Below are 11,173 nucleotides of genomic sequence, written 5' to 3'. Positions count from 1 at the left end.
GTGAGAGAGCGTTGGGGGTAAAACGCGCGAAAAGTGGGGGAGGGTTAAAACGTCGATTCTGGTTCCACGCACTTAACACGCAAACACGTAGTGACCAGTAGGAGGAAAAGAATGAGTGATCTGACCGACCTGACAGCGGTAGAGCTGTTGGCGGGCTACCGCGAGGGCACAATCTCCCCTGTGGACGCCACCCAAGCTGCCCTGGATGCCATTGAAGCGGCGGACAAGGACGTCAACGCTTTTGTCTCGGTTGAAGCTGAGAGCGCACTACAGGAAGCCCGCGAGTCGGAGGGCAGGTGGCGCAAGGGCCAGCCCCTGGGCCCCGGTGACGGCGTCCCCACCTCCATCAAGGACATCTTCTACACCCGCGGCTGGGCCACGCTGCGCGGCACCAACCTCATTAACGCCGACGCGGCGTGGGATCAGGACGCGCCCTGCGTCGCCAGGCTGCGGGAAACAGGCGCCGTGCTGATCGGCAAGACCACCACCCCGGAGTTCGCCTGGAAGGGCGTCACCGATTCACTGCGGCACGGCTCCACCGGGAACCCGCGGGCGGCAGGTCTCACGTCCGGCGGCTCGAGCGGCGGCAGCGCCACTGCTGTTGGCCTGGGCATGGGCCCCTGGTCCGTGGGGACCGATGGCGGGGGCTCTGTCCGCATCCCCGCAGCCTTCACCGGGACAGTGGCCATCAAGCCCACGTACGGATTGGTCCCCATGTTCCCTGCAAGCCCGTTTGGTACCCTGGCGCACGCGGGCCCCATGACCCGCACCGTGGAAGACACGGCGTTGCTGCTGGACGTCATTACCGGCTTCGATTCACGCGACTGGTCAGCCCTTCCCACGCCCACCCGGTCCTTCCTGGACGGCCTAAACGACGGCGTAAAGGGCATGCGGATCGCGTTCTCGCCCACCCTGGGCTTCGGTACCAACGATCCGGAAATCGAGCGGCTGGTCGGGGCTGCGGTTGTGGTCCTGGCCGACGCCGGCGCCATCATCGAGGAAGTGGATCCCGGCATCCAGGACCCGGTTGAGGCCTTCCACGTCCTCTGGTTTGCCGGTGCAGCCAAAGTACTTGAGGCTTACGGCCCGGACGCCATCACCAAGGTGGATCCCGGGCTGCGCCGTTCCATCGAGGAACAGGGCGATCTCAGCGCCTCGGACTTCCTGGACGCCACCGCTGTGCGGATGGACCTGGGGGTGAAGATGGGCCTCTTCCACGAGACCTACGATCTGCTCCTGACTCCTACGCTTCCCATTCCGGCCTTCCCCCGCGGCACTGATGCGCCAGAAGGCTGGCATTCCCCGAACTGGACCAGCTGGACGCCGTATACGTACCCGTTCAACATGACCCAGCAGCCCGCCGTCAGCGTCCCCTGCGGCTTCACCCGGGCAGGCCTTCCGGCCGGCCTGCAGATCATCGGCCCACGCCACGCCGACCGCAAGGTGCTCCGCGCAGCGCAGGCCTATGAGAGGGCCGCTGCCTGGGGCACGGAACGGCCGGCACGCATCACGACCAGCCGCAGCTAGCAGTACCCGCACGAAAGAGCCCCCGGCTGCTCCTGAATTCAGGAGCAGCCGGGGGCTTTCTGCGGCCCGGGACGTGTCCGGCGTGCAGCTACCTCTCCAGACGGCGCGGAACGGGCATCTTCTTGATTCCGGGGATCTTCATGTTGCGAAGCGAAGCCCCGGCAGTCTCCTGCATCTTCCACACGGCCACCAAACCGATCAGGCAGGCACCCATCATGTAGTATGCCGGCATCAGGACATTGCCCGTGGCATTCACCAAAAGCTCGTTCATCATCGGTGCAGTCCCGCCAAAGATCGCCGTGCTGACGTTGTAGGTAATCGCAAAGCCGGCATAACGGACCTGGGTGGGGAACATGGCCGGGAAGGTGGCGGAAATAGTTGCCAGCTGCGGAAGATACAGCAGACCCAGAACGGCGAACCCGAGCATCGCAAACCAGAAGCCGTTAGCCATGATCATGTACATCGGGATGGCCATCACAAACAGGCCGATCAGGGAGAAGAACCACATTGGCTTGCGTCCGATCTTGTCGGAGCGGGCGCCAGCCAGCGGAATCATCAGCATCATGGCGATCTGCCCCACGAACATCAGAGTCAGCACCGTGTTGGCATCCATACCCACCGAACCCTCAAGGTACGTAGGCATGTAGCTAAGCAGGGTGTAGTTGACAACATTTAGCGGAATGACGAGGCCGGCCATGATCAGCATGGGGCGCCAGTAATCCCTCAGCAGGTCTCTCAGAGCGGTGCTCGTGGCTGGTTCCAGCTCCCCGCTGGCCTCCAGTTCGCGGAAGACCGGGGTGTCTTCAAGCCTGTTACGCAGGTACATGCCGATGATGCCCATCGGACCGGCAATCAGGAAGGGAAGCCGCCAGCCCCATTCAGTCATGGAGCCTTCACCCAGGAGCAGGGTGCAGAGCAGAACCACGAGGGACCCGAGGGCGAAGCCGCCCAGCGTGCCGAACTCAAGGAAGCTGCCATAGAAGCCGCGCTTCTTGTCCGGTGCGTATTCGGCCATGAATGTAGCCGCACCGCCGTACTCCCCGCCGGTTGAGAATCCCTGGATCATGCGCAGCAGGACCAGCAGGGCCGGGGCCAGCCAGCCGGCCAGCGAATGCGTCGGGAGAAGGCCAATGGCGAAGGTTGAGCCAGCCATCAGGATGATGGTCAGCGCCAGGACCCTCTTGCGTCCGATCCTGTCACCCAGGGGACCCCAGAACAGCCCGCCCAGCGGCCGCACGAGGAAGGAAAGGGCAAAGGTGGCGAGCGTCCAGACTGTTCCCATGGCGCCTTCGCCGGGGAAGAAGTTGGCGGTGATGTACGTGGCGGCTACGGCATAAACGCCGTAATCGAACCATTCAGTGGCATTACCCATAGCAGAGGCAGCGATGGCCCGGTGGAGCACTTTTTTGCCTGCGGGGGACGTTTCGTCTGGAGTCGTGAACTCCGCGCCGGAGCCGGCGCCATGTGGTGCGTTAGACATGACAATCCTCGATTGGGAGCAAATGTATCGCTCATCACACTACCCTCATGTCCTATTGTTGACAATAGGTGAGTTGCGGAGTGGGCCTAGCCAAGGTCCGTCAACATATTGCACCGGCGGCCCTTCCGGGAAAGCTCAGGGTGCATCAAAGGCGCTTAGGGGATCAGCCGCATCAGCGCGTCATCCATGTGCTCCGCCATGAGCTTCTCGGCGAGGTCCGAGTCACCGCGGGAGATGGCCTCCGCGATGCCCTTATGCTCGGCAATACGCCGATCGGCCGTGTCGTAAGTGCTCTTGAGGGCATTAAGGCACATCTGCGTCTCCGTCAAAAGTGTGTTGTGCATTTTCTTCAGGCGTGGACTCCCGGCGAGCTCTACCAGAAGGGCGTGGAAGCTCATATCCGCTTCGGTCATCGCCTCACTGTTCGGGGACTCGGCCGCATTCTCCATGGCTCGCACAGTTTCCATCAGCTTGGCGGCGCTACCCAGGGGGTCGGTGCTGATCACGCGGCCGATGGCGGCAGCCTCAACAGCGGAGCGGGCCAGATAGATGTCCCGGAAGTCGTCCTCGTCCATCGAGACCACAAAGAGGCCCCGGTTCCGATGACTGACCAGCAACCCTTCCTGGGTGAGGCGCTGCATGGCCTCGCGCAGAGGGCCGCGGCTGACGCCCAGTTCTTTGGCCAGTTCGGCTTCTCCGAGCTGGACGCCCGGAGCGAAGTCACCGCGGGCAATAGCGTCGCGGATTTTGCGGGCGATAATGGCCGGAGTGGACTCCTGTACGACCGGGTCTAGGGCTCCCCTTTTCATCCTGTTTCCGTCCTTGCTGCAGCGAGCTCCACCAAGCGGACCTGGTTGAGTTCTGGAACTATTAGCGGTCAAAACCATCATGTCTCATAGTTGACAATTTAACAGTTTACTAGGCAGACGCTTGCGTCCGCTGCTCCCTGTCGCCCGATCGTCCTGGTTTGACAATGAGGGTCGGGCGGGGCTTCGATTGTCGACAATCAAACTGTATGCTATTTCTGCGGCGGTTGAAATATGCTTCTGCCGGACATGCGGCCCGTCTCACAGGAGAAATCATGACAACTGTTGGAATGCTTTACCCCGGCCACAGTGCCGAGGATGAATACCCGTACCTGGAGTCGATCCTGGGAGAGGACATTCATCTGCCCGTGGTCCACACCTCGGTAGGCGGACCTGACGAAATCACCACACATGAGGTTCAGGCATTGCTGGACCTCGGCAAGTCTGAGCGGCTGCTCGAGGGCGCCGGTGAGATCGTGCGGAAGTACAGCCCCGACGCCGTTATGTGGGCGTGTACGTCCGGCAGTTTCGTTTTCGGCTGGGACGGCGCGCACCAGCAGGTGCGAGAGATCCAGGACGTCATTAATGTCCCCACGTCCTCCACCTCGCTGGCTTTCGCCGCTGCACTGCGGCATCTGGGTATCTCCAAGGTGTCTGTATCGGCGACCTACCCCGACGACGTCTCCCGCCATTTCGTGGAGCTGCTTGGCCACCAGGATATCCAGGTCCTCGATCTTGCCTCCCACGACATTGCTTCAGGCGAAGACGCCGGCGAGTTGGACCACGACGGCGTGGTTGAACTGGCCCGAAGCGCCAACGCGCCGGACGCCGAAGCTGTCCTGATCCCGGATACCGCCCTGCATACTGTCCGCTGGCTTAATGAGCTGGAGTCGGTCCTCGGAAAGACCGTCCTGACGGCCAATCAGGTGACCGCCTGGTACGGCCTGCAGCTCGCCGGCCGTACGGTGCACTCCGACCAGCTGGGCAGCCTGTTCCGCCGCTAACCCTGTCGTGAAACAGAAAAGACCTCCCGGCCGTCGGTTCATCCGATGGCCCGGAGGTCTTTTTTGTGCGGGGTAACGCGGGTTGAGCTAGCCTTTCGTGGCCTGAAGCAGGGCCTGGTGCGGCCCCACGGCTTCGCGGCCCATCAGCCGCAGCGCGCCCCACGCGGTTACCTGGTTGGCCGTGATTACCGGTTTCCCCAATTCCTGCTCCATTCGGGCAATCAGGTCATATGTGGGCAGGTTGGTGCAGCTGACGAAGATTACCTCCGCGTCAGGACGGTCCGCCTGGCGGATGAGCTCACAGGTGGTGGCATAAGGGACCTTCCAGATATCCCGGTCCAGGCCCAGCCCCTCGTGCGAGACCACCGACTTCCCGCCCTGCTCAAGGAAGGACGTCAACCGGTCGGTCAGCTCGGCGAGATACGGCGTGGCCACAGCAACCCGGGTCACCCCCAGGGCATCCAGGGCCATGAGCAGTCCTTCCGAGGTGGTCACCGCCGCGGGAGCACCTGCCGACACCATGGCTTTGGAAAGGTTCCTCGCGCCCTGGACGCCATGGACAAAGCTGCCGGACGTGCAGGCGTACGCCACCACAGCCGGGCTGATGGCCATCACGCTGCGGACGGCGTCCTGGATCTCGCCGTGATCGCTGATCTCCTCTGCCATGTCCAGGCCCACCGGCTGGTCGTAGTAGGGAGTGCGGGTGAAAATGAGGTTCACCCCGTCAGGCATCCACCGCCACAGCTCGTGGTCAAGGGCCATGTCGAAGGGACAGACGACGCCGATGTCGCGCCACGCCTGCGGACCCGGCAGATCGGAAACGGGCGCCAGGGCGGGGTTTTGTTCAAGTGTCATGAATCACTTTCTCACATTTGTTCAATTGTCTACAATGGCTAATTATGGACGACAATCAGAAACCGATCACACCGCTTCCCCCCACCCCGGTTCCGGCCGGGAACTACGTGCCGGTGCGCGAAATAGCCGGTGTTCTCTACACAGCAGGCCACACCTCAGCCGTACAGGGACACCTCGAATGCCGCGGGCGGGTCGGGGAGCAACTGACGGTTGCGGAAGGACAGTCTGCTGCAGCCACCGCAGTTCTGAACTGTCTGGCGTCCCTTGCGGCCCATGCCGGCGGGCTGGACCGCATTGGCGAGATCGTCTCCATGACCGGTTACGTCGCTGCCGGCAGCGACTTCACGGACCATCCGCTGGTGATGAACGGCGCGTCCGAGGTACTGGTGTCCTACTTCGGCGAGCTGGGACGGCCGGTGCGCGCCGCCGTCGGCGTTTCCAGCCTGCCCGACGGCGCACCCGTGGAGATCTCGCTGATCGCGAGCCGCCGCAGCGACTAGCTCAGTGCTGCAAGACGGCCCGGAGGAAGCTCCGGGTCCGCTCCTGCTGCGGGTTCTTGAAGATCTGGGCCGGCGGTCCGCTCTCCACGGCAGCGCCGTTGTCGAACATCACCACCCGGTCCGAGATCTCTTCCGCGAAGCGCATCTCGTGCGTGACCATCAGCATGGTCATGTCCGTGGTGTGGGCCAGGTTGCGGATCACGTTCAGGACTTCGCCGATGAGCTCGGGGTCCAGCGCTGAGGTGGGTTCGTCGAACAGCAGCACCTTAGGCCGCATGGCCAGTGCCCGGGCAATGGCCACGCGCTGCTGCTGTCCGCCGGACATCTGCGGCGGCGTGTGGTTCATGTGTTTGCCCAGGCCCACCAGGTTCAGCAGTTCGGCCGCGCGTTCGCGCGCCTCGGCCTTACCCATGCCGAGCACATGGACGGGCGCCTCGATGATGTTCTCCAAGGCGGTCATGTGCGGGAACAGGTTAAACTGCTGGAAGACCATGCCGATCTTCTTGCGGGTCTCGCGCAGCTGCCTGGTTTCGCGCACTTTCTGGCCACGGGTGACGTCCCACAGGGTATCTCCGTCCACAGTAACCCTTCCTTCGCTAGGGGTTTCCAGCGTCATCAGGATGCGGAGGATGGTGGTCTTGCCGGAGCCGGAGGGCCCAATGATGGACACCTTCTCCCCCGGCGCAACGTCAAAATTCAGGGACTTCAGAACATGGTTCGTTCCCCAGTTCTTGCTGACGTTCTCGAACCGGATGAGCGGTTCCGGAGGCAGGACAACGCCTGCGGTCCGGGGTTGGGGTTCAGTGCTGGGGCGCATAGCGCCGCTCCAATCTGTTGACCAGCCGGGAGGCCGGGTAGCTGACTGCCAGGAACAGCAGCGCTGCGAGGGTGAGGGGTTCCAGGTAACGGAAGCTTGAGCTTCCGATGGCCTGGGCTGTTGCCATGAGTTCAACCACCGTGATGGCGGACAGGACTGCCGAGTCCTTGAACATCTGGATGAGGTAGTTGCCGAGCATCGGGACCACGGTCCGGATGGCCTGTGGCAGGATGATGCGGCCCCAGGTCCGGGAACCGGGGAGGCTGAGCGCCGTCGCCGCTTCCCATTGGCCGGTAGGAACACCCTGGATGCCGCTGCGGTAGACCTCCGCCATGTAAGCGCTGTAATTGATGCCGATCACCACAATGCCGGTGGTGAGTGCATCGAAACTGACGCCGTAGGCAGGCAGCACAAAGAATGCAACGTAGGCCTGCACCAGCAGCGGCGTGCCGCGGACAAACACCACCAGGAAGGAAACCACCGGTGACACCACGGGTATGGCAAGCCTTCGGAGAACAGCGAAGACAAGCCCCAAGCCGGCCGCCAAAAGCGTTCCCATCACGGTGATGTGAACCGTGGTCCAGAGGCCCTGCAACAGGACCGGGAGAACGGAAATCGCAAAATTGTTATCCCAAATCATGCTGCACCCATCGTCATCAGAGTGTTTTCCTTCTTCTGCAGGGTCAGGGCCTTACGGTCAAGAGCGAAACGCTTCTCCAACCAGCTGGTCAGCAGGGTCAACAAGTACGACAGGGCGAAATACATCACCAGAATGGTGATGAAGATGGCAGTGGTCTGCCCCGTAGTGCTGCGGATCATCTGTGCACTGAAGGTCAGGTCCGCCACCGTGACCAGAGAGACCAGCGACGTGTTCTTCAACAGGTCCACCATGACATTGCCGAATGGCGGCAGCATGGCAGGGATGGACTGCGGAATGATGATTCTGCGGAGCCTCAGGGCCGGTTCCATGCCCAAGGCAATACAGGCCTCCGTCTGCCCCTTGGCCCGGCTGGCGATGGCGCCGCGGACCACTTCAGCGGCATAGGCACCCTCGTTGAGGCCGAGAGCCAGGACTGCGGCCGTCAGCGGATGGAGCTGGATCCCAAAGAACGGCAGCGCGAAAAACAGCCAGAACATCTGCACCAGCAGGGACGTTCCGCGGAACACCTCAATGAAGACGCCGGCCGGCCACCGCAGAATCCAATGCTTGGAGAGTCGCGCCAAGCCCGCAGCAAATGCGACTACCAGGCACAGCGCGCCGCCTAGTACAGTCACCAGCAGGGTGGTCAGCAGCCCCTGCCACAGCAGGGGTGCATATTCGATTATCGCGTCCACGCGGTACTCCCCTTCCGTTTCCCGCGGATCAGCCCTCGGTCTTGCATAGTTCCTCCGCAGTGGCCCCTTCGACTACGGTCGGATCGAAGCCCCACTTGGTGAGGATCGCGCCAAACTCAGGAGTGGCCTTGAACGCGGCAAGCTCCCTGTTGTAAGCCTCGTGGAAGGACGTGTCAGCCTTGCGGAAAGCAGCACCCGAGCCCGTGCGGGGAGCGTCTTTGATCGGTGCTGTGATATCGAAGCTGCCGTCATTCTCTGCAAGTGACTTAAGGGACAGGGTGGGGAGCATGAAGGCGTCCGCCCGGTTTGCCGTGAGCGCCTCAAGGCCGCTGCGGCCGTCATTGACCTTGACCTGCTGGCTGGCGGGAACTTTGGCCGCCTTCAGGACCCCTTCCTCGAACCCGCCCGGCAGGACGGCAATGCGCAGCGCGGGGTTGGCAATGATGTCAGCGACCGTCAGGATGCCCTTCGGGTTGCCCTTCGGCATGGCGAAGGACTCGGTGGAAACGATAACCGGCTCCGAGTAGAGAACCTGGGAACACCGCGACTGCTTCATAAAGAGGCCCGCCGCAATGACATCCCAGCGGTTGGCATTGAGCCCCGGAATCATGGACTCGTACGGCGTGATGATGCCCTGGACCTCGTCGATGCCCAGGCGCTTGCAGACCGCGCGAAGGACATCAGGCTCACAACCGGTGACTTTCCCGTCCGGGCTGACCTGGGTGTACGGCGGCTCATTGGCGATGCCAACCCGGATGAAGCCCTGCTCCTTCGCAGTGTCCAGCAGGTTGGTGGTGGCCCCTGTTGCAGGGCCGCCGACGGGAACGGTGGAACAGCTGGTTACCCAGCCTGCCACCGAGATTCCCAAGGCTGCCGCACCGGCGCCGCGCAGGAGGTTCCGCCGTGAAATGTGACTTGACATTTTGAACTCCATTCGACCGGCATCGTCGCCGGCACTAAGCAGGAATCGCGTCCCTGTGATCCATGTAACACAAAACTAAGATAAGCATGTAGTATTGTCAACAATCCGAATGTGCGATTATATGGCCAATGTGAATCCATGCTGAGCCACCCCGGCATTCCGGACCGGTCCGGCCCCGTGGGGGTCCACAGAAAAACCCCAAGATTGGAAGCCTTAAGATGATCATCGGTGTCCCCAGAGAGATCAAGAACAACGAATTCCGCGTGGCCATCACCGCCGCCGGTGTCCACGAATTCCGCACCCACGGCCACACCGTCCTGGTGGAACGCGGCGCAGGCCTGGGCTCAGGCATCACGGACGAGGAATACGCCATCGCCGGCGCCGAGATCGTCACCGAAGCCGATGACGTCTGGGCCCGCGCCGACATGGTCATGAAGGTCAAGGAGCCCATCGCCGCGGAATACCACCGCTTCCGCAAGGGCCTGATCCTCTTCACCTACCTGCACCTGGCCGCCGAGCCCGAACTGACCCGGGAGCTCATCAACTCCGGCGTTACCGCGATCGCCTACGAGACGGTCCAGGAAGGCCGCACCCTGCCCCTTCTGGCCCCGATGTCAGAGGTTGCAGGACGCCTGTCCGTCCAGGTCGGCGCCACCTCCCTGATGGCCCCCGCCGGCGGCAAGGGCGTCCTCCTCGGCGGCGTCCCGGGCGTCCGCCCGGCCAAGGTTGTTGTCCTCGGCGCCGGCGTCGCCGGCACCAACGCCGCAGCCATGGCCCTGGGCCTCGGCGCGGACGTGACCATCCTGGACATCAACATCAACCGCCTGCGCGAACTCGACGCCCAGTACCAGGGCCGGCTGAAGACGGTCGCGTCCAACAAGTACGAAATCGAAAAGTCCGTCGTGGACGCGGACCTGGTCATCGGCTCCGTGCTGATCCCGGGCGCAAAGGCCCCCAAGCTGGTCACCAACGAGCTCGTCTCCCGGATGAAGCCCGGCTCCGTGCTCGTAGACATCGCAGTGGACCAGGGCGGCTGCTTCGAGGACACCCACCCCACCACGCACCAGGAACCCACGTACAAGGTCCACAACACGATCTTCTACTGCGTAGCCAACATGCCCGGCGCGGTTCCGAACACGTCCACCTACGCCCTGACCAACGTGACCCTGCGCTACGGCGTGGCCCTGGCCAACCTCGGCGTCAAGGCCGCGTTCGAGAAGGACCCCGCCCTCGCAGCCGGCCTCAACATCGCCGCCGGGCAGGTCGCCCACCACTCGGTCTCGGAGGCGCGCAACCTGCCCCTCGTCACCGACTGGCGGGAACTCGTCTCCGCCTAGCCCCCCCCCCCCCCCCCCGCTACCCAACTCAGTCATAGAAAGATACTCATAAGGAAAAACATGAAAAAGCGAATCCAACTAAAGTCCCCCGTGGAGCGTAACGTCCGCATGTCCCGCAGTGCGCGGACCGGCGACCACTGCCCTGCAGACGGATGGTGGGCCCCCCTCGGTGATACTGGGAACCACCGCTTCATTGCGGAGGGGAGCATCATGCCCTCAGCCAAGGGCGAACCCAGCAACTGGAGACTTATTGTCAGCAATCACCACCAGTCCCTAGGGCCGCATTATGATTGGCCATCCCGGGAAATCGCCCTGGATGCCATCTGACTTTATTACCAGCGGAACCGGTGTCCGGCTGAGGTGTGCTCCCTGAAGTAGATAAACCCTCACCGGCTCATGGCTGACCGTCAGGCCCGATCTCAGTTTCCACCCAATACGCGCCCGCAACCGAACCGCCGGCGGCCACAACCTCGGCGACAAGGTCCCCGGGCACTTTGCCTCGGGGGTCCTCCGCCAGCCGACGGCGCGTATTTCCGGACAGTCTTCCCCACCACGCTTGCTCCACACTGAAGTCGGTCATGGCCACATCC

At 62.8% G+C, this 11,173-nt stretch carries 12 protein-coding genes; 4 read left to right on the top strand and 8 right to left on the bottom strand.

Translation table 11 applies throughout. From position 1 onward, the window contains the following. Positions 1-111: 111 nt before the first annotated feature. Positions 112-1,527 (top strand): amidase, encoded by a 1,416-nt coding sequence (locus ARTH_RS08920; protein ID WP_011691612.1) that lies wholly within the window; start codon positions 112-114, stop codon positions 1,525-1,527. Positions 1,528-1,615: 88 nt separating this feature from the next. Here the strand turns inward: ARTH_RS08920 and ARTH_RS08915 are convergent, their stop codons facing one another. Beyond that, on the bottom strand, positions 1,616-3,007 hold the full coding sequence (locus tag ARTH_RS08915; protein ID WP_011691611.1) for an MFS transporter: 1,392 nt from the start codon (positions 3,005-3,007) through the stop codon (positions 1,616-1,618). Positions 3,008-3,162: 155 nt separating this feature from the next. Beyond that, a complete protein-coding gene (locus ARTH_RS08910; RefSeq protein WP_011691610.1) occupies positions 3,163-3,816 on the bottom strand; it encodes a GntR family transcriptional regulator in 654 nt (217 codons plus the stop codon). Positions 3,817-4,088: 272 nt separating this feature from the next. On the opposite strand from ARTH_RS08910, the gene ARTH_RS08905 reads away from it, so the two are divergent. Then, positions 4,089-4,817: a maleate cis-trans isomerase family protein gene (locus ARTH_RS08905; protein WP_011691609.1), complete on the top strand. Its 729-nt coding sequence runs from the start codon at positions 4,089-4,091 to the stop codon at positions 4,815-4,817. A gap of 87 nt (positions 4,818-4,904) precedes the next feature. On the opposite strand, the gene ARTH_RS08900 is transcribed toward ARTH_RS08905, so the two are convergent. Beyond that, positions 4,905-5,672, bottom strand: coding sequence for a maleate cis-trans isomerase family protein (locus tag ARTH_RS08900; protein ID WP_011691608.1), 768 nt, complete (start codon positions 5,670-5,672; stop codon positions 4,905-4,907). 44 nt (positions 5,673-5,716) lie between these two features. On the opposite strand from ARTH_RS08900, the gene ARTH_RS08895 reads away from it, so the two are divergent. Continuing rightward, on the top strand, positions 5,717-6,172 hold the full coding sequence (locus tag ARTH_RS08895) for a RidA family protein (protein WP_011691607.1): 456 nt from the start codon (positions 5,717-5,719) through the stop codon (positions 6,170-6,172). Between the two features lies 1 nt (position 6,173). Here ARTH_RS08895 and ehuA read toward each other — a convergent pair whose 3' ends face one another. The 4 genes from ehuA to ehuB are packed head-to-tail and all read right to left on the bottom strand — an operon-like array spanning position 6,174 to position 9,246. Continuing rightward, complete coding sequence (gene ehuA / locus ARTH_RS08890; RefSeq protein ID WP_011691606.1) at positions 6,174-6,989, bottom strand: ectoine/hydroxyectoine ABC transporter ATP-binding protein EhuA; 816 nt, start codon at positions 6,987-6,989, stop codon at positions 6,174-6,176. After that, complete coding sequence (ehuD, locus tag ARTH_RS08885; RefSeq protein ID WP_011691605.1) at positions 6,973-7,629, bottom strand: ectoine/hydroxyectoine ABC transporter permease subunit EhuD; 657 nt, start codon at positions 7,627-7,629, stop codon at positions 6,973-6,975. The genes ehuA and ehuD overlap by 17 nt, the downstream gene beginning before the upstream one ends. Then, on the bottom strand, positions 7,626-8,324 hold the full coding sequence (ehuC, locus tag ARTH_RS08880; RefSeq protein WP_011691604.1) for an ectoine/hydroxyectoine ABC transporter permease subunit EhuC: 699 nt from the start codon (positions 8,322-8,324) through the stop codon (positions 7,626-7,628). Before ehuC ends, ehuD begins: the two co-directional genes overlap by 4 nt. 28 nt (positions 8,325-8,352) lie before the next feature. Then, positions 8,353-9,246, bottom strand: a complete 894-nt coding sequence (gene ehuB / locus ARTH_RS08875) for an ectoine/hydroxyectoine ABC transporter substrate-binding protein EhuB (RefSeq protein ID WP_011691603.1) — start codon at positions 9,244-9,246, stop codon at positions 8,353-8,355. Between the two features lie 218 nt (positions 9,247-9,464). Here ehuB and ald point away from each other — a divergent pair, with 218 nt between their 5' ends. Continuing rightward, on the top strand, positions 9,465-10,583 hold the full coding sequence (ald, locus tag ARTH_RS08870; protein WP_011691602.1) for an alanine dehydrogenase: 1,119 nt from the start codon (positions 9,465-9,467) through the stop codon (positions 10,581-10,583). A 394-nt stretch (positions 10,584-10,977) separates the two neighbouring features. Here the strand turns inward: ald and ARTH_RS08860 are convergent, their stop codons facing one another. Beyond that, positions 10,978-11,163 (bottom strand): hypothetical protein, encoded by a 186-nt coding sequence (locus tag ARTH_RS08860; protein ID WP_043429672.1) that lies wholly within the window; start codon positions 11,161-11,163, stop codon positions 10,978-10,980. Between the last annotated feature and the right edge of the window lie 10 nt (positions 11,164-11,173).

Origin of the sequence: Arthrobacter sp. FB24, assembly GCF_000196235.1 — a bacterium.
In the GTDB taxonomy this organism is placed as follows: domain Bacteria; phylum Actinomycetota; class Actinomycetes; order Actinomycetales; family Micrococcaceae; genus Arthrobacter.
This window is presented reverse-complemented; position numbering and strand designations above follow the sequence as displayed.

What these genes read in the sequence shown, in the direction of transcription:
- ARTH_RS08920 (WP_011691612.1), top strand. Translation starts at nt 112, where the DNA reads ATGAGTGATCTGACCGACCTGACAGCGGTAGAGCTGTTGGCGGGCTAC.
- ARTH_RS08915 (WP_011691611.1), bottom strand. Translation starts at nt 3,007, where the DNA reads ATGTCTAACGCACCACATGGCGCCGGCTCCGGCGCGGAGTTCACGACT.
- ARTH_RS08910 (WP_011691610.1), bottom strand. Translation starts at nt 3,816, where the DNA reads ATGAAAAGGGGAGCCCTAGACCCGGTCGTACAGGAGTCCACTCCGGCC.
- ARTH_RS08905 (WP_011691609.1), top strand. Translation starts at nt 4,089, where the DNA reads ATGACAACTGTTGGAATGCTTTACCCCGGCCACAGTGCCGAGGATGAA.
- ARTH_RS08900 (WP_011691608.1), bottom strand. Translation starts at nt 5,672, where the DNA reads ATGACACTTGAACAAAACCCCGCCCTGGCGCCCGTTTCCGATCTGCCG.
- ARTH_RS08895 (WP_011691607.1), top strand. Translation starts at nt 5,717, where the DNA reads ATGGACGACAATCAGAAACCGATCACACCGCTTCCCCCCACCCCGGTT.
- ehuA (WP_011691606.1), bottom strand. Translation starts at nt 6,989, where the DNA reads ATGCGCCCCAGCACTGAACCCCAACCCCGGACCGCAGGCGTTGTCCTG.
- ehuD (WP_011691605.1), bottom strand. Translation starts at nt 7,629, where the DNA reads ATGATTTGGGATAACAATTTTGCGATTTCCGTTCTCCCGGTCCTGTTG.
- ehuB (WP_011691603.1), bottom strand. Translation starts at nt 9,246, where the DNA reads ATGTCAAGTCACATTTCACGGCGGAACCTCCTGCGCGGCGCCGGTGCG.
- ald (WP_011691602.1), top strand. Translation starts at nt 9,465, where the DNA reads ATGATCATCGGTGTCCCCAGAGAGATCAAGAACAACGAATTCCGCGTG.
- ARTH_RS08860 (WP_043429672.1), bottom strand. Translation starts at nt 11,163, where the DNA reads ATGACCGACTTCAGTGTGGAGCAAGCGTGGTGGGGAAGACTGTCCGGA.